19 protein-coding genes, 2 tRNA genes and 1 riboswitch are annotated in these 25,793 nt (G+C 66.7%); of the genes, 5 read left to right on the top strand and 16 right to left on the bottom strand.

The window, feature by feature from the left end; translation table 11 throughout:
- Nucleotides 1-2: 2 nt before the first annotated feature.
- Nucleotides 3-165, bottom strand: a riboswitch (cyclic di-AMP (ydaO/yuaA leader).
- 93 nt (nt 166-258) lie between these two features.
- Entirely contained in the window at nt 259-1,788 is a 1,530-nt protein-coding gene (locus tag IEX33_RS18765; RefSeq protein WP_188732394.1) for a sensor histidine kinase, read from the bottom strand.
- A 7-nt stretch (nt 1,789-1,795) separates the two neighbouring features.
- On the bottom strand, nt 1,796-2,536 hold the full coding sequence (locus IEX33_RS18760; RefSeq protein ID WP_188732393.1) for a response regulator transcription factor: 741 nt from the start codon (nt 2,534-2,536) through the stop codon (nt 1,796-1,798).
- 701 nt (nt 2,537-3,237) lie between these two features.
- On the opposite strand from IEX33_RS18760, the gene IEX33_RS18755 reads away from it, so the two are divergent.
- Both IEX33_RS18755 and IEX33_RS18750 read left to right on the top strand, forming a co-directional pair.
- Nucleotides 3,238-4,104, top strand: coding sequence for a winged helix-turn-helix domain-containing protein (locus tag IEX33_RS18755; RefSeq protein WP_104189022.1), 867 nt, complete (start codon nt 3,238-3,240; stop codon nt 4,102-4,104).
- A 69-nt stretch (nt 4,105-4,173) separates the two neighbouring features.
- Entirely contained in the window at nt 4,174-4,701 is a 528-nt protein-coding gene (locus tag IEX33_RS18750) for a SixA phosphatase family protein (RefSeq protein WP_066273784.1), read from the top strand.
- A gap of 36 nt (nt 4,702-4,737) precedes the next feature.
- Here the strand turns inward: IEX33_RS18750 and IEX33_RS18745 are convergent, their stop codons facing one another.
- The 6 genes from IEX33_RS18745 to IEX33_RS18720 form a co-directional block, all read right to left on the bottom strand.
- Nucleotides 4,738-5,406: a hypothetical protein gene (locus IEX33_RS18745; RefSeq protein WP_188732392.1), complete on the bottom strand. Its 669-nt coding sequence runs from the start codon at nt 5,404-5,406 to the stop codon at nt 4,738-4,740.
- Between the two features lie 8 nt (nt 5,407-5,414).
- Nucleotides 5,415-6,086 (bottom strand): TetR/AcrR family transcriptional regulator, encoded by a 672-nt coding sequence (locus IEX33_RS18740; protein ID WP_188732391.1) that lies wholly within the window; start codon nt 6,084-6,086, stop codon nt 5,415-5,417.
- Nucleotides 6,083-8,119, bottom strand: coding sequence for a YhgE/Pip family protein (locus IEX33_RS18735; RefSeq protein WP_188732390.1), 2,037 nt, complete (start codon nt 8,117-8,119; stop codon nt 6,083-6,085). Before IEX33_RS18735 ends, IEX33_RS18740 begins: the two co-directional genes overlap by 4 nt.
- Nucleotides 8,116-8,835 (bottom strand): P-loop NTPase family protein, encoded by a 720-nt coding sequence (locus IEX33_RS18730; RefSeq protein ID WP_229675454.1) that lies wholly within the window; start codon nt 8,833-8,835, stop codon nt 8,116-8,118. The genes IEX33_RS18735 and IEX33_RS18730 overlap by 4 nt, the downstream gene beginning before the upstream one ends.
- Nucleotides 8,836-8,918: 83 nt before the next feature.
- Complete coding sequence (locus IEX33_RS18725) at nt 8,919-10,373, bottom strand: dihydrolipoyl dehydrogenase family protein (protein ID WP_188732389.1); 1,455 nt, start codon at nt 10,371-10,373, stop codon at nt 8,919-8,921.
- A 190-nt stretch (nt 10,374-10,563) separates the two neighbouring features.
- Nucleotides 10,564-10,640, bottom strand: a tRNA-Arg gene (locus IEX33_RS18720).
- A gap of 278 nt (nt 10,641-10,918) precedes the next feature.
- Between IEX33_RS18720 and IEX33_RS18715 the strand changes: the two genes are divergently transcribed.
- Nucleotides 10,919-12,754 (top strand): phosphoenolpyruvate carboxykinase (GTP), encoded by a 1,836-nt coding sequence (locus IEX33_RS18715; protein ID WP_188732388.1) that lies wholly within the window; start codon nt 10,919-10,921, stop codon nt 12,752-12,754.
- A 245-nt stretch (nt 12,755-12,999) separates the two neighbouring features.
- On the opposite strand, the gene IEX33_RS18710 is transcribed toward IEX33_RS18715, so the two are convergent.
- The 4 genes from IEX33_RS18710 to IEX33_RS18695 form a co-directional block, all read right to left on the bottom strand.
- On the bottom strand, nt 13,000-14,160 hold the full coding sequence (locus IEX33_RS18710) for a globin domain-containing protein (RefSeq protein WP_188732387.1): 1,161 nt from the start codon (nt 14,158-14,160) through the stop codon (nt 13,000-13,002).
- Between the two features lie 175 nt (nt 14,161-14,335).
- Complete coding sequence (locus IEX33_RS18705; RefSeq protein ID WP_188732386.1) at nt 14,336-14,785, bottom strand: RrF2 family transcriptional regulator; 450 nt, start codon at nt 14,783-14,785, stop codon at nt 14,336-14,338.
- Nucleotides 14,786-14,800: 15 nt separating this feature from the next.
- Nucleotides 14,801-15,304 carry a hypothetical protein gene (locus tag IEX33_RS18700; protein WP_104189041.1) on the bottom strand — a complete coding sequence of 168 codons (504 nt, stop codon included), beginning with the start codon at nt 15,302-15,304 and terminating at the stop codon, nt 14,801-14,803.
- Nucleotides 15,305-15,310: 6 nt separating this feature from the next.
- Nucleotides 15,311-16,729, bottom strand: coding sequence for a phosphomannomutase/phosphoglucomutase (locus IEX33_RS18695; protein ID WP_188732385.1), 1,419 nt, complete (start codon nt 16,727-16,729; stop codon nt 15,311-15,313).
- A 161-nt stretch (nt 16,730-16,890) separates the two neighbouring features.
- Here IEX33_RS18695 and IEX33_RS18690 point away from each other — a divergent pair, with 161 nt between their 5' ends.
- Nucleotides 16,891-19,140 (top strand): RecQ family ATP-dependent DNA helicase, encoded by a 2,250-nt coding sequence (locus IEX33_RS18690; protein WP_229675453.1) that lies wholly within the window; start codon nt 16,891-16,893, stop codon nt 19,138-19,140.
- Between the two features lie 128 nt (nt 19,141-19,268).
- On the opposite strand, the gene IEX33_RS18685 is transcribed toward IEX33_RS18690, so the two are convergent.
- From IEX33_RS18685 to IEX33_RS18670, 4 genes are all read right to left on the bottom strand, one after another.
- Nucleotides 19,269-20,702 carry an MFS transporter gene (locus IEX33_RS18685; RefSeq protein ID WP_188732384.1) on the bottom strand — a complete coding sequence of 478 codons (1,434 nt, stop codon included), beginning with the start codon at nt 20,700-20,702 and terminating at the stop codon, nt 19,269-19,271.
- 155 nt (nt 20,703-20,857) lie between these two features.
- A tRNA-Ser gene (locus IEX33_RS18680) sits at nt 20,858-20,945 on the bottom strand.
- 114 nt (nt 20,946-21,059) lie between these two features.
- Nucleotides 21,060-21,617 (bottom strand): GNAT family N-acetyltransferase, encoded by a 558-nt coding sequence (locus tag IEX33_RS18675; protein WP_188732383.1) that lies wholly within the window; start codon nt 21,615-21,617, stop codon nt 21,060-21,062.
- Nucleotides 21,587-23,785 (bottom strand): prolyl oligopeptidase family serine peptidase, encoded by a 2,199-nt coding sequence (locus IEX33_RS18670; RefSeq protein ID WP_188732382.1) that lies wholly within the window; start codon nt 23,783-23,785, stop codon nt 21,587-21,589. Before IEX33_RS18670 ends, IEX33_RS18675 begins: the two co-directional genes overlap by 31 nt.
- 65 nt (nt 23,786-23,850) lie before the next feature.
- Here IEX33_RS18670 and IEX33_RS18665 point away from each other — a divergent pair, with 65 nt between their 5' ends.
- The gene (locus IEX33_RS18665) at nt 23,851-25,791 is read left to right on the top strand and encodes an FAD/NAD(P)-binding protein (RefSeq protein WP_188732381.1); all 1,941 of its coding nucleotides are present in this window, start codon (nt 23,851-23,853) and stop codon (nt 25,789-25,791) included.
- The last annotated feature ends 2 nt before the right edge of the window (nt 25,792-25,793 follow it).

Here is a 25,793-nt window from a genome sequence, read left to right as displayed (position 1 = left end):
GGATCGCCTCTCACACCTGCGGAGTTAGCTGTCGGGTTCGGATGAGGGCATCCGGCCACACGGAAAGATCACGTGCTGGCTTAACCCCAAGGGCAGTTGAGTGCCCGGGACTGTTGGGTCCCCCGCCTCTGCCTATGCTCAAGCGGAATCCGGGAAGCGGCAGAGCTTGGCGTCATCCGGATATGCGGCCCGAACGGGAACCGCACCCAATCGACGGTACAGGAGAGCAGCGCTTAAGTCACATTTTGGTAACAGGGATCACGCTGACGGCGCGCCGTCTTGCGTCTCTCCGTGCGCAAGCGGGAGCTGAAGCGCGAACTGGGTGCGGCCGGGCTGTGATGTCACCGTGACCTTGCCCCCGTGGGCCTCAACAATGGATTCCACGATGGACAGCCCCAGGCCGCTGGTTCCTTCAGTGCCGGATACGCCAGGCCCGCTGGCCTTGCCTGTCCGGGCTGCGTCTGCGCGGGCGAAGCGTGCGAAGACCTGGTCCACGAACTCCGGCGGAATGCCCCCGCCGTCGTCCGTTACCGTTACCACCGCGGCACCCTCCGGCGTCTTCCCCACCCCGGTGACCACGGTGGTCCCCGGCGGCGTGTGCTTGCGCGCGTTGGACAGCAGGTTCATCAGCACCTGCCGCAGCTGGGACGGGTCCCCTTCCACCACAACAGGCTCGTCGGGGAGCTCCAGCCGCCAGGTGTGCCCGGGCGCCATGACCTTTTCATCACTGACGCCTTCCACCACCAGCTGGTTCAGGTCCACCTCGCTGAGCTTCAAAGGCTGGCCCTCATCCAGCCGCGCCAGCAGCAGCAGGTCCTCCACCAGTGCAGTCATCCGCTGGGACTGGCTTTGCACCCTGGCCAGCGACTTCTCCCCGTCAGGAGTGAAGTGTTCCGTCATCCGCATCAGTTCCGTATAGCCGCGGATGGCCGTCAGCGGCGTGCGGAGCTCATGGGAAGCGTCCGCCACGAACTGCCGGACCTTGGTTTCGCTCTTCTGCCGTGCCTGCAGCGCGTTGGTCACATTGTCCAGCATCAGGTTCAGCGCGTGGCCCACGCTGCCCACCTCCGTTGCGGGATTGGAGTTCGACGGCGGCACGCGCACCGCAAGCGCCACCTCGCCGGCATCCAGCGGCAGCTTTGAAACGCGGGTGGCAACCTCCGAGAGCTGCTCAAGGGGCTTCATGGTGCGGCGGATCAGTACGGTTCCCACCAGGCCGATCAGGAGAAGGCCGCCCAGTGAGACGAAAACGAACGTCCACACCAGGGACGCGAGCGTACTCTCCTTGGCGGCCAGGGGGAGTCCTGTCACCAGGACGTCACCAAAGTTGGTCTGGATGGCCACCAGCCGGTAGTCGCCGGTGGACAGCGTCCTGTCCACCGGCTGCACGTTGGCTGGCAGGGCCAGCAGGACCTGTTTGTCCTCCGTGGACAAGGGGGAGCGCGTCGTATTCGAGGTGAGGAAACCGCCGCTGTTGACCTGGCCGTTGAGGATCCGGGCGTTAAGGGTTCCGACGCTCTGGCCGCGGGCGTCCAGGGGATCCCGGCCGTTAAAGCCGCCCGAGGGAGGGCGGCCGGGATCGTTGGAACGGGCTGCGGCCTGGCTTAGCTGCTCATCGAGTTGCCGGGTGAGGAACGCGTCCATCGAGGCATAGCTCGCCACGCCAACCGCCCCGCAAATGGCGATCAGCAGGGTCATGGCCAGGAGGACAATGCGGGTCCGCAGGTGCCAGGTGCCGGGCTTCAGCCAGCTCCGGGGCTGCGGCTCCGTATTGTGCGCGGACGCCATCGCTTTCCTACTCCGCCGGCTTGATGACGTACCCGGCGCCCCGCACGGTGTGGATCATCGGCGGGTGGACGGCGTCCACCTTTTTGCGCAGGTAGGAAATGTAGAGTTCCACGATGTTGGCCTGGCCGCCGAAGTCGTAGTTCCAGACCCGGTCCAGGATCTGCGCTTTGCTGATGACGCGTTTGGGGTTTTCCATGAGGTAGCGGAGCAGCTCGAACTGGGTGGCCGTCAGCTGGAGCTCTTCCCCGGCGCGGGTCACCTCACGGGTGTCAACGTTGAGGACCAGGTCTCCCACCACCAGGTCGGCGGTGTCCATCGCGGCCACGCCCGACCGCTGGACCAGGCGGTGCAGGCGGAGCAGGACCTCCTCCATGCTGAACGGCTTGGTGACGTAGTCGTCCCCGCCGGCCGCGAGGCCAACGATCCGGTCCTGGACTGCATCCTTGGCAGTGAGGAACAAAGCGGGAACCTCGGGCGCGAAGGCGCGGATCCTGCCCAGGACCTCGACGCCGTCGAAACCGGGGATCATGACGTCCAGGACCAGCACATCCGGGCGGAAGTCCTTGGCCATTTTCACTGCCCCGGGACCGTCGGCGGCAACTGCCACGGACCAGCCTGCCATGCGCAGCCCCATGCTCATGAGCTCGGAAAGACTCGGCTCGTCATCCACCACCAGTGCCCTGATGGGGGAGCCGTCCGGATGAGTGAGCGTGGGGAGGTTGTTTGTCATGGAGTGGGAGGTGGCCATGGAACAACTCTCCGATCAATGGTTTAAGCCCGGCTATGCCGTTCCTGTGCGCAAGCTGTGAATCCCAGCCTAGCGAGCTGGGCCGGCGGAGGGTTCCAAGGGTGCAGGTTGAGCGCTCGCGGCCGCCCGGTCATGGACGTGCAAACGGCGGCACTTTGAGATCCCCGAATGAAATCTAGCCGCTGAGTGCCCAATTTTTTCTGTCCAAAAACAAGGGCGGCTGGACACGCCACCAGGGCGAAGAGCGAGATTCCGCTATCAGACGCTCTGGTGAACGAATCTACCGCTGGCCCCACTTCGATCGAACAATATTCTGTCCAGCACCAATAAAAAGGCAGAATGCCGGATAACAACCGTTATTTTTTACAGCGTCCAGAATTGTGATTTGGAGCACTATCGCGGAATCTGTCTCATTATGCGGACGATCGCGTCCATTGTTACTTGCAAGTTGCCATTGTTACGCTGCACACTTCCAATGTGAACAAGAACTCAACAGCACCTGCAGCCGCAGAATATTGGCCCAGCACATCCGCTGCTGCCGACATGCGCTGTTGTCGAATGCACGCCTGACCTTCCCACCCTCCGAAGTTCTTAGGCATTCGCCCCCAGCCCAGCGTCGGGCGCCCCTCCCCAGTTCGCATTGCGGGGATTCCCAGCATTCGGGCCGCGATGACGGCCATTCACATTGAGGTAAGCATTCCATGTCAGTTGCATCCGGATACGTCCACATTTCTGTCCGTAACGCCGCCAAGGCCGGCCAGCCCTCGGGCCTCCGCCCCGGGTTTGGACCGCGACCCGCCCTGGCTCCATCATCATCTGGAAGCAGCTTCCCCTCCCAGGGCTACGCGCCGCAGGGCTTCAACCCCAGCTCCTACGGGCAGCTCCGTGCGGTCCAGCCCGCAGAGGCGGCACCCATGACCGTCCCCACTCCCGTGGTGGCCGGTCCAAACACTGTCCGGCCCGTAGCCAACGACAACGTTGCCCGCGGCTTTGTCCTCTACATGGGCATTGACGAGGAAACGGCGGCAGCGGCCGGAACCTCCATCGCCAAGCTGGCCCAGGAGATCCGCGCCTACGCCCAGTCCCTCGTGTCCGGCGCCGAAAGCTACGCAGCAGTTGCCGTTGCCCCGGCCGGCACACCGGGTTCCGCGCTCGACGTCGTCCGTTCCACCTTCGGTGACCCCACCGTCAACGCCCGCCAGCGCACCGAGGCCCCACGTCCGTCGCAGGCACAGGAGCCGCGTCCGTCCGGCGTCCTGATCGACCTGGCACGCCGCGAAGTCCACCTGGATGGCGAGTCGCTCAACCTGACGTTCAAGGAGTTCGAGCTCCTGAACTACCTCGTGGAGAACGGCACCCGCACCGTAGGGCGCGACGAACTCCTTGAGGGGCTGTGGCGCAACGCCGAAGAGGTGCCCAACGAGCGCACCATCGACGTCCACATCCGCCGGCTCCGCTCCAAGCTGGGCCGCCTTGCCAACACCGTGCGCACAGTCCGCGGCCAGGGGTACCGGTTCTACGAGCACCCCGAAGTTGTTGTCTGGGCCGCTCCGGAATACTCGATCTAGCATTCACCTCAGCCGCCCTGCAGGGGCATGTGCCTCCGCGGCTCTTGGCATGTTCGCTAGGCTGGGGCCATGAGTGAGCACCATCTTCGACGGCTTGTGATCATGCGGCATGCCAAGGCTGACTGGCCGGGCGGGGTGGCTGACCACGAGCGTCCGCTGGAGGAACGGGGCCACCGCGAGGCTCCGCTTGCCGGCCGGTGGCTGCTCAAGCACAACATCGTGCCGGACTTCATCCTCTGCTCCAGTGCCCTGCGGACCAGGCAGACCTGCACGTGGGTGTGCTCAGAGCTGGGGGACAAGGCGCCCACGCCCAAGCTTGAGGACGGGCTGTACGCTGCGTCGGCGCTCCGGATGCTGACGGTCATCAACCATGTTCCGGATACAGTCACCACGCTGATGCTGATCTCACACCTGCCCGGGGTGCAGGACCTTGCCATGCACCTGGCCTCGCGCGACTCAGACCACGACGCCTACATGGACGCCGCCACCAGATACCCCACCAACGCCCTCACAGTCCTTGAGACTGAAAAGTCATGGGCGGAGCTGGACGGGCAGGACGCGCGCATCACCAGGTTCAAGGTCCCCCGCGCGCATTAACTCGCCTACCAACTGCGGCGACCCTGCCGCCTGGGGTCAGCGCCGGGGCGCGGGCTTCGCGCCCGTTGCCGACGACGGATTCCTGGCTGGAGAGGCCGACGACGACGGTCGCCTGGCAGGGACGGAAGGCACCCGCGCAGGTGCGCGGAGGCCCCCTTCGCCCTGGATGCCTGTGCCTCCACCGCCTGCGCGCGCTGCCGGCCTGCGCTGGGCCGGACCCTTGGCAGCCGGGCGGGCCGCCGTCGTCGTGCGTCTGTTCCCCGCTGCGCCCCTTCGTGGCCTGCCCTGCCCTTGCCTGCTTTTGCTGGCCGCTGTGCGCAGCCGGCGCCCCCGCGGCCAGGCCGCACCGAGGAACAGGACACAGAGTGTTGCCAGGGCTGCAGCGGCAGCGCCGAAGAAGTAGTTGTCCGGGTCGCCGGTGGGGAGCGGTGTGCCGAAGACCGAGGGCTCGCCGGCAAAGGCCAGCTCCCACGTGCTGACAAACGCGAGGGAGAAAGCCACTGTAAAGCTGGTTCCGGCGCCCGCAGCCAGCAGGGCAAAGCGGCGTCCCCGGTTCAGGATTTCGATAATGCACGCCAGGCACGCCAGCGCCAGGACACCGAGGAACGCCACGAACACCGGCTCGGCGAGCGTCATTCCGGTCAGCACCAGCAGGCCGGCCGCAACAATGCCCGCAATGACCGCGAACTTTCCGCTTTTCCCCATACGCTCCATCATCCCCGAGGACCGGGTTGCTGCAGCACGTAGCCGCGCATGATGGCCATGATTGCCGCAACGCTTTGGTCACGGGTGCGCTCAGGGTGGTACGTCTGGCGGTCGAGACCCACGACAAAGCAGGCACCGAAGATTGCGGTCTCGAGGCTGCCCCGCGAAACGGTGCTGTCCACGGGGTAGGCCTGAGCCACCCTTTCCACTGCCTCCCCAATCACTGCCAGCAGCTCGCCCCGCAGGACAGCGAACGTGCCCTGCCACTCACTGGGCGTACGCCAGTTCTCGCTGACCCAGAGCCGGGCGAAGGACGGGTATTCGGACATGAAGTCCAGGGCCTGTCCGATCATTGCCTCCATCGCGAGCAGGGGGTCCCCGGACACGGCGGTGGCTGCCCCCTGGGCCGCGGCCTCCTGGCCCGGTGCATCCTGGAGGCGTGCCTTCAGGATGTCCACTCCGTGGCGGAGCAGCTGCGCAATGAGCTCCGATTTGCTGCCGAAGTTGTAGTAGACGGTCCCCTTGGAGACGCCCGCGGCAGCTGCGATCTCATCAACGGTGACCCCCGCTGCGCCCCGCTCGCCGATGAGCTCCATGGAGGCGTCGAAGAGTTTCTGTCGGGTGGCGGTGGTCCTGGCGGGTCGAAGGGTCTTCACTGGTCCCGGCGATCCGGTGTTCATACCGCGATCTCGGGCTTCAGCGTCTTCAGTGTCCAGTACTTGTTCCTGCGCACGGCCAGCGTGGACATGGCCACGCCCAGGGCGGTGTAGCCCGCCAGGCCCAAAACGGTGGGGGCGATCATGGACAGGTCAGCACCATAAATGAGGTGTCTCATGCCGGTCACCACGTAGCCCATGGGGAGGATTTCATGCACTGCGTGGAGCGGCTGCGGCGTGGTCTGCCAGGGGAACGTGCCGCCCGAGGACACCAGTTGCAGGACCAGCAGAATGAGCACCACGAGTTTGCCTGGCGACCCAAGCAGCGCAACAACGCCCTGGATGATCGCACTGAACGCCATGGCCGCCGCAAGCATGAACAGCCACATCAGCACAGGATGCGCGGGATCGAGTCCCAGGGCGAGGTTTACCACGAGGGTGAGGAGGCTTGCCTGCACCACCGAAACCGCCAGGAACGGCAGCCAGCCGCCAACGGCGATCTTCCAGGACGGGGCATTGGAGGCCAACGCCCGCTGGGTAATGGGACGCATGGCCTGGACCAGCATGAAGATGCCGATCCACAAGGCGAGGGTGAGGAAGAACGGCGCCAGCCCGGCACCGTAGGACTCTGCCTTGGCCTGCGAGACGTTGCTGACCGCAACGGGGTCGGCCATGACGCGGGACAGGTTGCTCTTCTGGGCATCATCCGGGTTGGGCACCTGCCCGGCGCCCTTGCCGATCTCATCCGCCAGGGTCCGCGAACCGTCCGCCGCCGTGACGGTGCCGTCCGCCAGCCGGGCCGCACCGTCGTCCACCTTGCGGGCTCCCTCGGCCAGCCGGCCTGCGCCGTCGAGGGCCGCCTGCTGGCCGGTGGCCAGCGCGGCCGCCCCGGTGTGGAGCTGGTCGGCACCGGAGGAAGCCTGGGAAACGGCGTCCCTCAGGGCGGGCGTGCCCGCAGCAAGCTGGGCAGCGCCGGTACTCACGGCTTCGGCGCCGGAGGCCAGCTGCTGGATCTGTGCCGCATCTGCCTGGATCTTCGTCCTGGCGGCTGCCACCGGACTCGAACCGGCCGCGGCGTCAAGATCCGCCACGATCCTGTCCGCCTGCTCCTGGGTCAGGACGCCTTCTGCGACGAGCCTGCTGTTCGATCCCACCACCCGTTCCAGGAGCCCCTGGTCAGCGGCATCCAGCTGGGCTGCGACATCCTGCACTTTGGTGTTCAGCTGCGCGTTTCCGGCAGCCACCTGTGCAGCCCCCGCAGCGAGCGTCCGGGAGTCCGTGGGCAGCGTGGCCGTCTTGTCCTTAAGCGTGGACAGGCCGCTGCTGAGCTGGCCCGCGCCGTCGGTCAGCTGGCTCGCTCCATCCCGGAGTTTAACCTGGCCCGCGTACAGCTCCCCGGCTCCGCTGCTCAGGGCTGAGGTGCCGTCGTGGAGGGTGGCAGCCCCGTCGCGTAGCTCAGCAACGCCGTCGGCCAGGTGGCTGGTGCCGTCCGCTGCCTTGACCATCTGCGAGTGGATGGTCCCGAAACCCGTCAGCAGCTGGTTTGCGGTTTCCTCGCCCACCTCGGTGGCCACCGTGCTGTGCACTGCGGTGGTGAGCTTATCCACGATGGTGCTCAGCAGGTAGTTGTTGGCATCGTTGGTGGTGACGTTGAGCATGGCCTGGCTGGCGGAATCAAAGCTGCCAGGGGATACCAGGTTCGCCGAAAAGTCCTGGGGTATTTTCAGGGCGAAGGCGTAGTCCCCGCTGCTGACCCCCTGGTCCGCCTCCTGCGTGGTAGCCACCGGGACCCAGTGGAAAACATTGCCGTCCGCCAGGCTCTCGGCCACCTTTGCCCCGGCTTCAAGGCGTGTGCCGTCGCTGGTTGTGGCACCCGCGTCCTCCACCACCAGGGCCGCATCGAGGTTGTCCAGGTTGCCGTACGGGTCCCAGTTTGCGTACAGGTACACCGCCCCGTAGAGCAGCGGGACCATGGTCAGCGCAAGGATGGTGAGTTTGGGCATCAGCCCGGCGGTCATGCGCTTAAGTTCGGAGCGGGCCAGCCGCAGTACCGTCACGTGGCAACCTCGGTTTCGAGTTCAGTAGTCTTGGCGGCATCCTGGTCCCCGCCATCCCCACGCGTGGGGGCTTCACGCGTGGGGGATTCAAGGGGGACCGCGTTGCCAATAGCGGCGGCGGGTCCGTCCCACGAGGGCGGGAGGGCGGCAACGGTGGCGACGACGGCCAGCGGCCGTCCGGCGTCGGACGCCAGGCGCTGCAGCCTCGGCAGCCATTTAGCGGCGTCGGCGGTGTGCCGGTCAGGGGAGTCGACCACCAGCAGGTCCGTGTGCGGGTTCGCCAAGGCCAGCGCAGTCAGGAGTTCCATCCGCCTGTCAGGGTCCAGTTGTTCCGTCCACAGGTCCGCGATGTCCTCGAAACTGTTCACCTTCAGCCAGGGGCCGCTCACCAGGGCGCCCCGGTAGCGGCGCGGGATCAGGGCCAGGTCCTCGGTAACCAGGTCGCGCACGCTGAGGTGCTGTTCGGGCTCGTTGACGCCGGGGGAGTCCACCAGGGCGCTCGCCAGCCGGCGCGCTTTCAGCCGCTCGCTGCCGTCCCAGCTGATGAACCCCTCGGACGGCTTCATTCTCCCGCTGAGGAGCAGGGCGAGCGCCGTCCGGTGGTCCTGCCGCCCGCCGGTCACCAGCAGGAGTTCGCCGCGCCGGACGTGGAGCGAAGTTGCCGGCAGGAGGGGATCCCTGCGGCCATGGGCAGAGAGCCGTTGTGCTGAGAGCAAGATTGGCCTTTCGCGGAATGCATCTGCTCCCAGCCTAACTAAACTGACCGGTCAGTTCAAATAGAGGCCCAGCGGGCCGTCCTTCAGAGACCGTACTTCTCAAGAAGGCGCAGCCACACCTCACTGATGGTCGGGTAGGAGGGCACCGCATGCCATAGGCGGTTCAATGGCACCTCGCCCACCACAGCGATGGTTGCGGCGTGCAGGAGCTCGGACACATCCGGCCCGGCGAACGTAGCCCCCAGGAGCACCTGCCGGTCCTCGTCAACAACCAGTTGGGCCCAGCCCTCGTAGTTCTCCGAATGCAGTGAGGACCCCGCCACCTGGATGGGAAGCTCCACTGAGGAGGCGTTGAAGCCGTCCTGGCGGGCGGCCTCCACCGTGCGGCCCACAGTAGCCAGTTCAGGATCGGTGAACACTACATTCGGTACCGCGTGCTGGTTGGCTGTCTGGGAGTACCGGCTCCAGTCCTCCGGTGCGCCGTTCAGTTCACCCTTGGCGCGGGCTGCGATGGCGTCGCCCGTGGCCCGTGCCTCGTACTTTCCCTGGTGCGTCAGAAGGTTCTTGCCGGCGGCGTCACCCACCGCATACAGCCAGGGCCCGTCGCCGGGTACGCCCTGCACCAGGCCGGAATTGTCCGTGCTGATGGCCAGCCGGCCGCTGTCATCCGGTTCGACGCCGATACTCTCCAGGCCCAGGCCCTCCAGCGCGGGGTGCCGGCCAGTGGATACGAGAACCTTGTCCGCCGTGACGGTGGTCCCGTCGCCCAGCCGCAGGCTGAACGTGCCGTCGTCGTTGGTGCTGATGCTTTGGGTCTCGGTGTGAAGGTGGAGTTCCACACCATCCGCGCGGAGGCCCGCGGCCACAAGGCTGGCGGCCTCCTCCGGGTACTTGCCCAGCAGCCTGCTGCGCGTAACGAGCGTCACCGCAGATCCGAGGCGGGCGAATGCCTGGGCAAGCTCGGTCCCGGCTACACCGCCGCCCAGGACCGCCAGCCGCTCGGGTACCTCGCTTGCGGACGTAGCCTCCCGCGTTCCCCAGACCTGCACGTCCTCGAGCCCCTCAACGGGAGGAGTATTGGGCATGGAGCCGGTGGCCAGCACCACTGCGTGGCGGGCGCGCAGCCGGTGCGAGGTTCCGTCCAGGCCCGCGACCTGGACGCTCTGAGGGGCGGGGAGCCAGGCGTGGCCCCTGATGAGGTCGATCCCGGAATCCTTGACCCAGGCGACCTGGCTGTCATCCTGCCAGTTTGACGTGAAGTAGTCCCTGCGCTTGAGGACGGCTGCAGCGTCAAGCGTCCGCGTGACAGCTTCCTTGGCGCCCGGCGTTGTCTGGGCCGCATGCAGTGCAGTCCCGGGCCGAAGCAGCGCCTTGGACGGCATGCACGCCCAGTAGGAGCACTCTCCGCCCACCAGTTCCGCTTCCACCAGCACCACCGAGAGGCCGCCTTGCGCCACGCGGTCCGCAACGTTTTCTCCCACGGCGCCGGCGCCGATAACAACAACGTCAAATTCCTGCTCAACAGGCTCGGGCATCATGGGGAAAGCCTACGCCCGGGGGCGGCGGGGTGTTCCGTGTCCGCCGTGTAAGAAACGCCGGATATCCGGGCTGCCCGCCCGTCGCACTGCCCAACGTACGTCGCGCCGCCCACCGTAAGTTGCGCTGCTTGACGTTCGCAGCGCTGCTTAGCGCAAAAGGTCCGCCCCGGCGAACCGGAGCGGACCTGATTGGTGCGCCCAAAGGGATTCGAACCCCTGACCTTCTGTTCCGTAGACAGACGCTCTATCCAGCTGAGCTATGGGCGCATCTCGTGGTCCTGGAGAAGAACCGCTCTCCCTGAACCTCGAATTACTTTACGCGAGGGGTGGCTGCCATGACAAATCGGGAGGCATGTAATCTCCGCAACTAGACCGGTATAGGTGACCTTCGTCACTTAAATTCAAATCTTGACATCGAAATTCCTTGATTTCCCGCGGAATTCCATTTTTGTGGCCTCAAAAGATCAGCCTACGTCCCTAAAACGGCAGTGGTCCGGACCATAGCATTTAGCTCACACCGATGTACCCCAAGAAAGGGAACCGAAATGGGCGATCTGGCGCAGAAGCCGTTGCTTGAGAAAGCACCCACCACACACGCCGGCCTGCTGGCGTGGGTCGAAGAGGTTGCAGAGCTAACGCAGCCGGACCGCATCTACTGGGTGGACGGGTCCGAAGAGGAAAACACCCGGCTGACTGACGAGCTCGTGGCAGCAGGGACACTGACCCGGCTGAACCCCGAACTGTTCCCCAACTCTTTTGCGGCCTTCTCCGATCCCGCCGATGTGGCCCGCGTTGAAGAGCAGACCTTTATCTGCTCGGAGAACAAGCGCGACGCCGGGTTCACCAACAACTGGATGGCGCCCGCCGAAATGAAGGAAAAGCTGCGCGGCCTGTTCTCCGGGTCCATGCGCGGCCGCACCATGTACGTCATCCCGTTCGTCATGGGCCACCTGGACGCAGAGGATCCCAAGTACGGCGTGGAGATCACGGACAGCGCCTACGTTGTGGCCTCCATGCGGATCATGGCCAACATCGGCACCGCCGTGCTGGACAAGATGACCGAGACCAACGCGTTCTTCGTCCCCGCGCTGCACTCTTTGGGTGCGCCGCTCGAAGCCGGCCAGGCGGATGTTTCGTGGCCGTGCAACCCGGACAAGTGGATTGTCCATTTCCCCGAGGAGCGCTCCATCTGGTCCTTCGGCTCCGGTTACGGCGGCAACGCCCTGCTGGGCAAGAAGTGCTACGCCCTGCGCATCGCCTCGGTCATGGCCCGCGACGAAGGCTGGCTGGCCGAGCACATGCTCATCCTCAAGCTGACCTCGCCGGAGAAGAAGAAGTACTACATCTCCGCTGCCTTCCCGTCAGCCTGCGGCAAGACCAACCTGGCCCTGCTGGATCCCACCATTAAGGGCTGGGAGGTCGAGACCCTCGGTGACGACATCACCTGGATGCGGATCGGCAAGGAAGGCGAACTGCGTGCCACCAACCCGGAGGCCGGCCTGTTCGGCGTGGCCCCCGGCACCGGCTGGGGCACCAACCCGAACGCCATGCGTGCCATCGCCAAGGGCCACAGCATCTTCACCAACGTGGCACTGACCGACGACGGCGGCGTGTGGTGGGAGGGCATGACGGACGAGGTGCCCGCGCACCTGACCGACTGGCAGGGCAACTCCTGGACGCCCGACTCCGACAAGCCGGCAGCCCACCCGAACTCCCGGTTCTGCACCCCGATCTCGCAGATCGATATGCTGGCCGAGGAATACTACAGCCCCGAGGGTGTGGAGCTCTCCGCCATCCTCTTCGGCGGCCGCCGCAAGACCACGGTTCCGCTGGTAACCCAGGCCCGCAGCTGGACCAACGGCATCTTCATGGGTTCCACGCTCTCCTCGGAGACCACGGCTGCCGCTGCAGGTCAGGTTGGCGTGCTCCGGCGCGACCCCATGGCCATGCTGCCGTTCATCGGCTACGACGCGGGTGACTACCTGAAGCACTGGATCAGCGTTTCGGGCAAGGCCAAACCGGAGCGGCTGCCGCACATCTTCCTGGTGAACTGGTTCCGCCGCACGGCCGACGGCGGCTTCGCCTGGCCGGGCTTCGGCGACAATGCACGCGTCCTGAAGTGGGCCATCGAGCGCATCGAGGGCAAGGCTGACGCCATCGAGACCCCCATCGGCTTCGTGCCGGCGGGACACTCGCTGGACCTCACCGGCCTGGACCTCACCCACGCCCACGTGGAAGACGCCGTCCGCGTCGACCGCGAGGAATGGGATGCCGAGCTGGCCTCCATCGAGGAATGGTACGCAAAGTTCGGCGATTCACTCCCGGAGGCCCTGCGCTCCGAGCTTGACGCCCTCAAGGAGCGGATGGCTGACCACAGCTGATCCCCGGGGGACAAGCAGTACGACGGCGGCGCCGCACCTTTCGAGAAAAGGTGCGGCGCCGCCGTCGTTTCCCCATCGAGTGCTCCCCACCGGCACCCTAACCTCGCAAGCTCGGCCAGGGAACCCTCCCCGCTACCTCCCCAGTCTCGCAAGCTCGATTGGGGCCCCTCGGTAGCGTGGGCCCAGGCGTGGGCCCACGTACTGGTCGTTTTCTACCTTCAAAACGACAAGGACGGAGCAATGGATCAGCTGGCCAGCCAGATGTCCGGGCCAAAGACCTCGTAGTGGATCCGCGTGGCCGGGATGCCCGCGTTGATGGCCTCGTTGCGGATGTTCTTCATGAACGGCAGCGGGCCGCACAGGTACAGTGACGCGTCGGCGGGAAGGTCCACCTCGCGCAGGGACATGAATCCTTCCCTTGCGCCCGCCACCGGCTGCTCGAGCCACAGCTGCAGCTCGGCACCATCGAGGCGTTCGACGTCGTCCGTCATCTGGCTGCGCAGTGCCCAGCTGTCCAGGGTGCTTTCCGCGTGGAGCACCAGCACCTGCCGCTCGGATCCGGCCTCCGCGAGTGAACGAAGGATGGAGGCGGTAGGGGTGCAGCCAATCCCTGCCGACGCCAGGACCACCGGGCCGTCGCCGTCCTTGAGGGTGATCTCACCGTAGGGGTTGGAGATCTCCAGGACGTCGCCCACCTGCACGCTGTTGTGGAGCACGGGGGAGACCTCGCCGCCGTCGTCGAGTTTGGTGGTGAAGCTGCGGCTGGTGCCGGCCTCGCCGGACAGGGAGTACTGGCGGACCTGGCGGAGGCCGTCCGGCAGGGTTACCTTGACGCTGATGTACTGGCCGGGCAGCGCGTCGGTGACGGGCGTGTCATCCGCCGGCTCGAGGGTGAAGGTCATGGAGCCCGCACCGGCGGGGGCCTTGGCTGCCACCCGCCACGGCATCCACATCCTGTCATTGGACTGCGCGGCGTAGAGGCCCTTCTCGAGCTTGATCAGGGCGTCGGCCATCAGCCAGTACACCTCGGTCCAGGCCTCGGCGATCTCCGGTGTGATGACCTCGGCCAGGTCATCGGCGATGGCAGCGAACAGGTGCTCGTAGACCACCTGGTACTGCGGCTCAGTGATTCCCAGGGAGGCGTGCCGGTGGGCGATGCGGGACAGGACGGTCTCGGGAAGGGTGCCCGGGTTGTTCACAAGGTGGGTGGCGAAGGCGGCGATGCTGCCCGCCAGCGCCTGCTGCTGGTTGCCGGAGCGCTGGTTGGAGCGGCTGAAGAGGCCGTCCAGGAGTTCGGGGTGGGCGGCGAAGAGGCGGGCGTAGAACTTGGGCGTGATGGCGCCGATCCGTGAACCCACCAGGGGCAGGGTTGCTTCAATGACGGGGCGGGATTTTTCCGAGAGCATGGGAACTCCTGAGGGTAGTGACCGGGGCCTTCGTCCGGCCTTCGCGAATACCTGCATTCGAAATGCAAGTTTTCTTACCCAAGTTCTACAGCTTGTAGAAATTTGACGCAAATCGGGTGGTAACAGAGTCTTCGGAAGGGGTGCCGCAGGGCAGCTCGTGCAGATGCAGCGGGTTTCAGAGCCCCGGGCGCAGTCCGATCATGTCAAACACCGGGGCCATCTGGCGGGAACCCGGGAGGTCCGCTATCACCACGGAATCGAGTTCCCGGTAAAAGGCTTCGCGGGCCCGTGCCAGCGCGGCGCGGAGCTTGCATTCGTTGATCAGCGGGCAGTTGCCGCCGGGGGCAACGCATTCCGCTGCGTCGGTCCGGGTGTCGAGCTGGCGCAGGACCTGCCCAACGGTGGCAACGCGGCCGGCGTGGCTGAGCCGGGAGCCGCCTGTCCGGCCGCGGACCACCTCGATCAGTCCCAGGCTGCGGAGCTTCGTCATCGCTTTGCTGACGTGGTTGTAGGGGGTACCCACCGAGTCGGCAATGTTTTGTGTTGTCAGCAACGCACCACTTGGAGCCGCCGCAAGCACCATCAAGGCCCGGAGGCTCACGTCGGCGAAGGCGTTAATCTTCATGAGGGTGTCGCCGGTCTAGTCCACCCAGATGGCTGGCTCGCTGGCATCGGCGGCCAGTTCGCCGAATTCCCACGTCTGCGTCCCGGCGTTGGCCGCGTAGGGCAACACGGCTGCGAAAACAGATCCGTCGCGGTGCTCAGCTGCCACGTGGATGGCGTCGGAGTCCTCCTCAACCAGCAGGATGTCGCACACGATGGCGGCAGCCCGGAAGTCTTCGCGGTTCTGCTGCAGCAGGGCGGTGAGGTCGCCGATCATGGCCTCGGCGTCGAAATCCCCGTCCGAACCTTCGCCGGCATCTGCCGGGGAGACCGCCACCAGCCGCACCTCGCCGTCGTTCTGTACGGTCAGCGCGAAGGGGAGGAAGCCGCCGTTGCGCTGGAGTTGTTCCTGGGCGGCGCTGACGCCCGTCCCCAGGAGGTTCTCCAGGTCCGTGGCCGTGCCCTCGGGTACTGAGTCCCGCCAGGAGTCCTGGTGGCCGGAACCCTGTTCCTGAGTTGCGGGCCCCGTGCTTTCCGTCATGCGGCCCTACGCCCGGACAATCGCCAGGACCCGGTCGCGGATGCGTTCCATGGTGGCCTGGTCCGTGGCTTCCGCGTTGAGCCGGAGGAAGGGCTCGGTGTTGGACGGCCGCAGGTTGAACCAGTAGCTGCCGTCGTTGGCCGTGAACGTGCTGCCGTCCAGGCTGTCGATGGTGACGTCCTCGCCGGCGAAATCTGCGCGGACGCGCTCTACGGCAGCGGGCTTGTCCTCCACTTCGGAGTTGATTTCACCGGAGCTGACGTAGGGCTCGTATTCCCGGCCCAGTTCGGACAGGGGGCCGTCCTGTTCGCCCAGGGCTGCCAGGACGTGCATGGCCGCCAGCATGCCCGTGTCAGCGTTCCAGAAGTCGCGGAAGTAGAAGTGGGCCGAGTGTTCGCCGCCGAAGACCGCGCCTTCCTCTGCCATGACGGCCTTGATGAAGGAATGGCCCACGCGGGTGCGGACGGCGCGGCCGCCGTCGTGCTCTACGAGCTCTGCTACGGCGCGTGAGGTGAGCAGGTTGTGGATGATCGTGGGTGTCGCTTCGCCCTGTGCCTTCGCACGGGCGATTTCGCGGCGCGCCACCATTCCGGTGATGGCCGACGGCGACACAGGGTTGCCCTTTTCGTCCACCACGAAGCAGCGGTCGGCGTCGCCGTCGAAGGCGAGGCCGATGTCTGCGCCGTGCTCCACCACTGCCGCCTGCAGGTCGCGGAGGTTTTCCGGCTCCAGCGGGTTGGCGGGGTGGTTGGGGAAGGATCCGTCCAGCTCGAAGAACAGGGGAATGATGTCAAGGGGAAGCTTGGGGAGCAAGGTGTCGCCGAGCACGGCGGGGGTGGTGAGGCCGGCCATGCCGTTGCCTGCGTCCACGACGACCTTCAGCGGCCGCGAGCCGGAAAGGTCCACCAGTTTGCGGAGGTACTCGGAGTAGTCCTTGAGCACGTCCCGGACGCCGATCTGCCCGCGTTTTTCGGCAGCGGGCATGGACCCTGCATTGAGGTACTGCTCGGCCAGCGCCTGGATGTCCTTGAGCCCGGACTCGGAGGAGATAGGCACCGCGCCGGCCTTGGACATCTTGATGCCGTTGTAGCCAGCGGGGTTGTGGCTTGCGGTGAAGGTGGCGCCGGCACGGTTCAGGTAACCGCAGGCAAAGTAGAGCTCATCTGTGGAGATCAGGTCCAGCAGCTCAACGTTGGCGCCACGGGTGGCCGCGCCGTTGGCGAAAGCCTTGCTGAAGTCCGGGGAGGACGGGCGCATGTCGCCGCCCACCAGGATGGTCTGGCCTTCGAGTTTGAGGACGTCCACGAAAGCGGCCCCCACGGCTTCGACGATTTCGGCGGTGATGGACTCGCCTACGATGCCCCGGACGTCGTACGCCTTGAAGGATGCCGAAAGGTCAAAAGCCGTTGTCTGTTCGCTAGTCACGGGCTTTATCTTACGGTGCAGCCGGATCTCGGCAATTGAGGGAGGGCTATGTTTGTGGATAAGCACATCTGGAGTAATGGCCTTCGGCCCCCTTGGCGTCCGAAATCCACATGGCAGCGGCCGTGCTCCTGGGTGTCGGACGTGGCTGGGATACTGAATCAATGGTCGATAACCAGCACGCCAGATTTCCTGAACCAGCTTTAGCCGAAACCGCACTCTCCGAACCAGCATTTTCTGAAACCGGGCTTTCTGAACCTGCAACCACCGACGGCCCTCCCTCGACAGCAACGCATGCACAGGCCCTCGAGGTTCTCCGCGAGCTGGTCGGCAACCCGACGGCAGGCTTCCACGAGGGCCAGTTCGAAGCAATCGAGGCGTTGGTCGACGGCGGCCGGAGGGCCCTGGTTGTCCAGCGCACCGGCTGGGGAAAATCGGCAGTCTACTTCGTGGCTTCCCTGCTGTTGCGGCGCAGGGGCGCCGGGCCCACCCTCATCGTTTCGCCCCTCCTGGCCCTGATGCGGGACCAGGTGGCTGCCGCCGCCCGCGCCGGGGTGCGCGCAGTGGCCATCAACTCCGCCAACCAGCTGGAATGGGACACTGTCCGCGAACAGCTCGCCGCTGACCAGGTGGACGTCCTGCTGGTGTCGCCGGAAAGGCTGACCAACCCCTCCTTCCGCGAAAACCAGCTGCCGGAACTGATCCGCCGGACCGGCCTGCTGGTGATTGACGAGGCCCACTGCATTTCCGACTGGGGCCACGATTTCCGCCCCGACTACCGCCGGATCGCGGACCTGATTACCCAGTTGCCGGATACGGTCCCGGTGCTCGCCACCACCGCCACGGCCAACTCGCGGGTGGTGCACGACATCGAGGAGCAGCTTGGGGCCGGCGTCCTGACAATCCGCGGTGCGCTTGGCCGGGACTCCCTGCGGCTGGGCGTCCTGTCCCTCCCCGACGCCAAACAGCGCCTTGGCTGGCTGCTGACGCATCTGGCGGACCTGCCGGGCAGTGGAATCATCTATACCCTGACGGTGTCCGCTGCGGAGGACACGGCCCGGCTGCTGGCCGAGGCCGGCCACGAAGTGCTTGCCTATACGGGCCGCACCGACCCCGCCGACAGGGAGCGGGCAGAGCAGCTCCTGAAGGACAACCAGGTCAAGGCCCTGGTGGCCACCTCAGCCCTGGGCATGGGCTTCGACAAACCCGATCTGGGCTTCGTGGTCCACCTCGGCGCGCCCTCTTCCCCCGTTGCGTACTACCAGCAGGTGGGGCGTGCGGGCCGAGGGGCGGCCAACGCCGACGTCCTGCTGCTTCCCGGTGCCGAGGACCGCGACATCTGGCAGTACTTCGCCACCGCCTCCATGCCTTCTGAGGAGAAGGCAGCGGCCGTCCTTACCGCCCTGGCAGAGGCGGGCACCGCACTTTCCACAGTTGCCCTGGAAGCACGGGTAGACCTTCGCCGAACCCCGCTGGAACTGCTGCTCAAGGTCCTGTCGGTGGACGGGGCAGTGGAACGCGTAGGTGGCGGATGGCGGTCCACCGGCCAGCCCTGGATATACGACGCCGAGCGGTACCAGCGCATTTCTGAAGCCCGCGTGGACGAGCAGGACTCCATGGTGATTTACCAGGACACGGCCGGTTGCCGGATGGAGTACATCACCTCAGTCCTGGACGACGAGACCGCCCACGCCTGTGGCCGGTGCGACAACTGCGCCGGTCAGTGGTTCCGGGCAGACATCGCGGAGCAGGCCACGGCCGCGGCCAGCCAGACCCTCAGCAGGGCGGGCGGCGTGCTGGAGGCGCGGCTGCAGTGGCCCAGCGGAATGGACCGCCTCGGAGTTCCGGTGAAGGGAAAGCTCAAACCCGGTGAGGGGCTCGCAGAGGGGCGCGTCCTGGCAAGGCTGACCGATCTTGGCTGGGGCGGTGCACTGCGCGAGCTGTTCGCGGCCGGCGCCGCAGACCGGCCGGTCGATCCGGGCATGCTGCAAGCCTGCGTCCAGGTTCTGCGCGAGTGGGGCGCCGGAGACTCACGCAATCCCGGCTGGAGCGGGGCGGGACGGCCTGCAGCCATTGTCAGCGTCCCCTCGCGAGGCAAGCCTGAGTTGGTGGGCTCCCTTGCCAGGGGCATTTCCGAGATCGGGCGCATCCCGTACCTGGGAGAGCTGCAGCTGGCCCACGGGGGTCCCACCGGAAGCAGCGGCGGCAACAGTGCCTACCGCCTGGCTGGGGTGTGGGACCGCCTGGTGGTGGGGCCGGAACTTGAGGCGGCGCTGGGCTCCCTGCAGGGCGGCAGCGTAATGCTGATAGACGACATCGTGGACAGCAGGTGGACGCTCACAGTTGCCGGCCGGGCGCTTCGCCAGGCAGGTGCGGGAGCTGTCCTTCCCCTGGTGCTGGCGCAGGCCGGCTGACGCCGGACCGTGATTCCGCTGGTGCTGGCGCAGGCCGGCTGACGCGGGAGATGCCAGGACCAGCGGGTGACGCCGGACCTGCTCACCCGTAGCCCGCTGTGCAGCACACCGGCCAGGGCCGGGCTGGTTCAGACCCGTTGGGCCCTGCGCTGGCTGACTTCCGCGCCGGCGTGCCGCGGCAGGAACAGGCTGTCCGCGGTGCTCGCCAGCATCAGCACCGCCATCGCGAGGAATGCTCCGCGGAAGGGGCCGGCGGCGTCGGAAGGGAAAGCACTGAGTCCGTCGAACAGCCGGATGAGCAGGGCTCCAACGGCGATTCCGGCGGCGGCAGCGAGCTGGACCAGTGTTGCTGAGACCACGTTCGCAGAGGTGAGCTGCGCCGGGGCGATGTCCGCGTACTGGACCGAGGTGTAGGCGGAGAAACCGATGGAGCGGAAGGCCCCGCTGCAGACCAGCAGTGCGAAGGTCAGCGGCCCGGGGGTGTCCGCGGTCAGCAGGGCGCAGAGGGCGAAGGTCGCTGCGGAAGCCAAGGAGGCAAACACGAGCATCACCTTAAAGCCAAAGCGCCGGATCAGGGGAGTTGTGGCCGGCTTGATGCCGATGTTGCCGATAAAGACCGCAGCCACCATGGCTCCGGCCTGCAGGGGGGACCAGCCGAACCCGGCCTGGAACATCAGCGGCAGCAGGAAGGGAACGGAGCTGATAGTCAGCCGGTAGGCGAACCCACCGGTTGCCATCGCCCTGAATGTGCAGGTGCTGAAAACCCCCAGGTCAAAGAGTGGATTGCGGGCCCTGCGCATCCAGAGCACGGCGCACGCCAGGGCAACCGCTCCTGATGCGGCACTCATGGCAGCCCAGGGAGCGTCCGGATGCGTGCTCGCCAGTTCGAGGCCCACCACCAGTGCCCCCACGCCGAGCGTGGTGAGGGCCAGCCCCAGCCAGTCCAGCCGCCGCCCACCATCGCCCGCTCCTGCGGGCACCAGCCGGAGAGCCGCCAGGAATGCGGCTGCACCCAGGGGAAGGTTGATCAGGAAAATCCAGTGCCAGGACAGGTATGTTGTCAGGGCCCCGCCAACCAGCGGAGCCAGGACGGGGGCCAGCAGTCCGGGCCACACCAGGAACGCAGTGGCGCGCAGCAGTTCGGCCTTGGGCGTCCCGCGAAGGACCACAAGGGTTCCGACCGGCACCATCATGGCACCCCCGAACCCTTGGGCTATCCTGCTGAGGGTGAGCGCGGCGAGGTCCTGGCTCAGCGAACACGCCAGCGAAGCCAGCGTAAAAATGGCGATGGCAAGGCAAAAGATCCGGCGGGCACCGAACCGTTCCGCCAGCCAGCCGCTGAGCGGTATGCCCATGGCCACTGTCAGCAGGTATGCCGTCATGGTGATGTTGACGTCCGGGGCCGGCACCCGGAAGTCGGCAGCGATATTGGGGATGGCAGTGGTGAGGACGGTGCCGTCGAGGAATTCCATAAAGAAGGTGGCGGCCACCAGGAGGGCCAGGCGGGGACTCCATGCCTGAGCGGTCCCGGGCGTCCCATCCACCGTGTTGCTTGCTGCCATCCGTTCATCCTGCCACCGGCAGAACATGCGGGGCCCCCGGTGTCCGTACCCCGGACGCAGGAACCGGACATAAAGTCCCGGGAGCACAAAAAGCCAGGGATCCCAAAGACCCCGGGAACGCAAAAAGGCCCCGGTCCAGGACCGGGGCCAAAACGCGGAGACGGGGGGATTTGAACCCCCGGTGGAGTTGTGCCCCACACTTCATTAGCAGTGAAGCCCATTCGGCCGCTCTGGCACGTCTCCAATTGCTATTCCTAGCCCACCAAGGATACGCAGAACGGGCCATGCAGTGCAAAACGGATCACCTGCCCGCCCGCAGCACTCCTCAAAGCACCCCGCAGTTGCCTGGGGCCCGCGTCACTGCCGGGGCTGCCTGCCCCGGACCATCCTGATTTCGCGGAGGTGTTCCCAGTCCGGGATCGTGTCCGCGGCCCCGTCCGGTTCGAAGCCGAAGTGCCGGTAGAAGCCGATGGCGCGCCCGTTGTCCGCGGCCACCCACAGGCTCGCCGCGCTGGTGCCCAGGGCGGCCTCAAGGAGGCGGCGTCCCAGGCCAAGCCCCTGGTGGGACGCCAACAGGTACAGTCCCCAAAGTTCCAGGTCTCCGGACGACGGCGGTGCGGCAGCATGCGTCGTATCCCCGGCAGGCACGTGGTGGACGCCCGCAAACCCAACCAAAGTTCCGCCGTCGGACGCCACCCACACAACCCCCGGTTCGGCTGACTCCAGCAGGTGCCGCCAGAGAGGCAGCCGGTCGGCCGGGACCCGGGAGGCGAGAAACCCGTCGGACAGCATCCCGCGGTAGGTCTCCTGCCAGCAGCGGACGTGGACCTCCGCCAGCCGTTCAACGTCGGCAGGCTCCGCCCGCCGCAGGTCCAGCCCCACCGCTACGCCAGGCCGCCTGCCAAGGCCTTCCATAGGAAGTGCTGGCTCCGTGCCTGGAGAGCGGCTGCCTGCCGGTTGTCGGACGCTCCAGCATGCCCGCCCTCCAGCGCCTCATGGAACCACACGTTCGGAATGCCCATGGCCAGCATTCGGGCGGCCATCTTGCGCGCCTGGACCGGACCCACCCGGTCATCGGAAGTTGCGGTCCAGATGAACGTTTCCGGGTATTCCACCCCGTCCTTGAGCAGGTGGTAGGGGGAGAAGGTCCTGATGTATTCCCACTGCTCGGCGACGTCCGGGTCGCCGTACTCGGCAATCCAGGAGTGGCCGGCGGAAAGCCTCGTGTAGCGGCGCATGTCCAGCAGCGGCACGCCGCAGGACACGGCGCCGAACAGTTCCGGGTACTGGGTGAGCATGTTGCCCACCAGCAGCCCGCCGTTGGATCCGCCCACGCAGCCCAGCCGTTCGCGCGAGGTGACCCCGCGGGACATGAGGTCCCGGGCGACGGCGGCGAAGTCCTGGTAGGCCTTGTGCCGGTTCTCCTGGAGGGCTGCGCGGTGCCATGCCGGCCCGTACTCGCCGCCGCCGCGGATGTTCGCCACCACGTAGACGCCGCCGCGGGAGTGGGGAGCATCTCCGTCAGCGCCGGCAGACAGAGAGGTGCGGCGCTCCAGCCAGGCCCTGCCCACCGTGCCGCTGTAGGCCGGCGTGCGGGACACCTCAAACCCGCCGTAGCCGGAAAGCTGAGTGGGATTCTGCCCGTCCAGCGCCAGGTCCCGCGGGGCCACCTGGAAGTAGGGAACACGGGTGCCGTCCTCGGACACGGCGAAATGCTGCTGCACTTCGTAATCGGCGTCTGCAAAGAACGACGGCGACGCCTTCACCACGGCGTGCCGGCTCACCACGCCGGGCGTCCCGTCTGAGGTCCGCTCCAGGGTGCCGCGCATCAGCGTGGTGGGAGTGGTGAACCCGGTGGCGACGAGCCAGAAGTCGTCACCCGCGCCGCCGTCGGACGCTTCCGCGTCTTCATCGTCCACGGCGTAGGCGTTGACATCGTGCAGGGGCGGGCAGGCGTCGAGGAGCGTGGCGGCCCAGGCGCCACCCGGACCGTCAACCGGGCGGGAAGGATCAAGGACCCGGATTTCGGACGAAACATCCTTGAGGAGGTTGAGCAGCAGGAAGTTCCGGGTCCAGCTCCAGGACTGCAGCGACGTGCGGGCGTCGGGGGTGAACAGCACCGCCAGCTCCCGTGCGCCGGCGAGATAGTCCTCGAACCCGCAGGCAAGCAGTGAACCGGCCGGGTAGGTGGTTCCGTCGATCACCCAGTCCTGCTGGGGCCGGAACAGGAGCCACTCCCGGTGCGCGCTGACGTTCACATCGGTGGGCACATCGATCTGCACCCACCCACCGTCCCGGAGCACCAGGTTCCTGCGGTTGAAGAAGTCGATGTAGTCAACGGCGAAGGTCCGCTCGAATCCGGGAGTGGAGTCGTGTGCCACCACTGCCATCATGTGCTGCTCGGGAACCTCGAACAGCAGGGGCGCGCCGGCCAGCTCCGCGCCGCGCTTCAAGGTGACCGCCGTCCGGGCGTAGGACGAGGCGGTCTTCGGCAGCCCATCCGCGGTGGAGGCGACCAGCAGCGTGTCCGCGTCCAGCCACGAAACGTTGCCCTTCGCCGTCGGCAGGTCAAAACCGCCCTGGGCCGGATCCACGAAGGACCGGCTCTCCACGTCGAACTCACGGTACCTGTTCGCATCGCCGCCATCAGGGGAGAGTGCCAGCAGCGCCAGCCGGTAGGGCGCCCCGGCGCCGGGGCGCAGGAAAGTAGCGCCGTGGAACACCCACTCCTGGCCCTCCGCCGCAGCCAGCTCATCGACGTCGAGCAGCACATCCCATTCCGGGGAATCCGTGCAGTAGCTCTCCCACGTTGTGCGCCGCCACAGGCCCTTGGGGTTGTGGCGGTCCTTCCAGAAGTTGTAGTACCAGTCCCCGCGCTTTCCCACCATGGCGATCCGGTCCGTGGAGTCCAGTACCTCCAGGATGCTTCCTTCCAGGCCGGCGTAGTCCGCATCGTCCAGGAGGTCTTCGGTGCGCGAGTTCTGCTCCTTGACCCAGGCAAGCTGCTCTTCGCCGTAGATCTCCTCCAGCCAGACATTCTCGTCGACGGGCTCGGGCGCTGAATCAGCTGCAGTGGTGGTCATTGGGCCATCCAAACAACTTAGCTGCCGGCGGGCAAGTCACGCGTTCAGCCCGTACGCTGGATGCCGTGGAAAAAACGCAGAGCATCCGGACCTCCATCATCGGTGCAGGTCCCCGGGGCACCAGCGTTCTGGAACGCCTGCTCGCCCACACGGCCGCCCTGGCCACGGACGGTACTGGCGCCGTGCAGCTCCACATCGACGTTATCGACCCCTACCCGGCAGGGCCCGGGCACGTGTGGCAGCCGCAGCAGTCACGGCTGTACCTGATGAACACGCAGTCCTTCTATCCCACCTTGGTTCCGCAGGACCCTGCCCTGGCCGCGCCCGTCGCCGGGACCACCTTTGACCAGTGGCGGGCGGAGCAGCAGGCACACCCGTCGCCGTCCCTCACCCCGGATGAGCGGGCTGAGCTCGCCGTCCTCGAATCCAGTGACTTTCCCAGCCGGGCCCTGTACGGCCGGTACCTCCGCTGCACACTGGACGAGCTGACGGAGAAGGCCCCCGACGGCGTCACCATTGAATTCCACGAAACGTCTGCTGAATCGGTGCGCCGGGCAGCGGACGGAACGTTCGACGTCGGCCTGGCGGGGGGAGCCACGTTCCGCACCAACGCCGTGGTGCTTGCCCTGGGGCACGTCCCGTCCCGGCTGAACCCGGAACAGCGTGAACTGCAGGGCGCGGCGGAACAACTGGGCCTGCGGTACCTGCCGCCCGCGGTGCCGGCCGACGTGGACTGGGCGGCCATCCCCGCCGGCCGGCCCGTCCTGGTCCGCGGCATGGGCCTGAACTTCTTTGACGCCATGGGCCAGCTCACCGAGGGCCGCGGCGGGAAGTTCGTCAGCAAAGGCGGGAAGCTGGACTACGAACCATCCGGCCAGGAGCCGCTGATCATCGCCGCCTCACGCCGGGGGACGCCGTACCGGGCCAAAGCGGCGCTCGCCGGCTACTATCCTGCGTCGGTCACCCTGCGGTACCTCGCCGACGCTGCCCTGGAACGCTTCCGCACCGCGGGAATCCGGCCGGGGTTCGACCATGACCTCTGGCCGCTGCTGCACCGCGACACGCTCTGGGCGTACTACTCAACCCTGGTGCGCTCGCAGCCCGGCGCGGTTCCCGATACCGCTGCTTTCCTGACCGCGCTTGAAGAGGCGCTGCACCCGCATGCCCATAGCGCTGCCAAGTGGGAGGACAGTGTCGAGAGCGTCCTGGCCGTGCACGTGGGCCCGCGGCACCGGCTCGACCTGCCCGGACTGGCAGCGCCGCTGGCCGGACGTTCCTTCGCGTCACGCACACAGCTTGACGCCGCCGTCGTCGAATACCTGCTCGACGACGCCCGCCGCTCGGCCCTCGGCGAGGATGATCCGGTGAAGATGGCCATCGGCGCCCTGCACCGCGGCCGGGCGGTCCTGAAAACAGCAGTGGCCGACGGCGGCATCACCGACGAGTCATGGGTCGCCGGGCTGCGGGGCTGGTTTGAGTCCTTCGTGGAAGGGCTGGCCAGCGGGCCGCCGGCGCTGCGCTCGGAGCAGCTGGCTGCGCTGGCAAGGGCCGGGATTGTCAGCTTCGTGGGGCCGGACCCCAAGTTCGGCGTGGACCGCAGGAACGCCGTGTTCACCGCCGCGTCCCCCTGGGTGGACGGACCTCCGGTGACGGCGAGGACCATGGTGGAGGCGCTCGCGCCCGGCAACAGGGTGTCCGCAAACGAGTCGCCGGTGCTTGAGCAGCTGCTCGCGGACGGGCTCGCCAGGCCGCGGCTGATGATGACGGCGGAGGGCGCACCCGTGCAGTCCACGGGCCTGGATGTGGTGCCCCACCCTTACCGGCCGGTGGCGGCGAACGGGTCCGTGACGGAGAACCTCTATGTGCTGGGCCTGCAGCTCTCGTCCTCGCAGTGGGGAACAGCCATCGCCGCGGAAGCCGTGCAGCCCGGGCAGCACCCCTACCGGAGTGGTCAGCGGACACTACGGGACGCCGACGAGATCGCCCGGGCCATCCTGGGGCTGTAACC

This window comes from Pseudarthrobacter scleromae (assembly GCF_014644515.1).
Lineage (GTDB): Bacteria > Actinomycetota > Actinomycetes > Actinomycetales > Micrococcaceae > Arthrobacter > Arthrobacter scleromae.
Note: the sequence above shows the minus strand (reverse complement) of the source record. Positions and strands in the feature narration are given on the sequence as shown.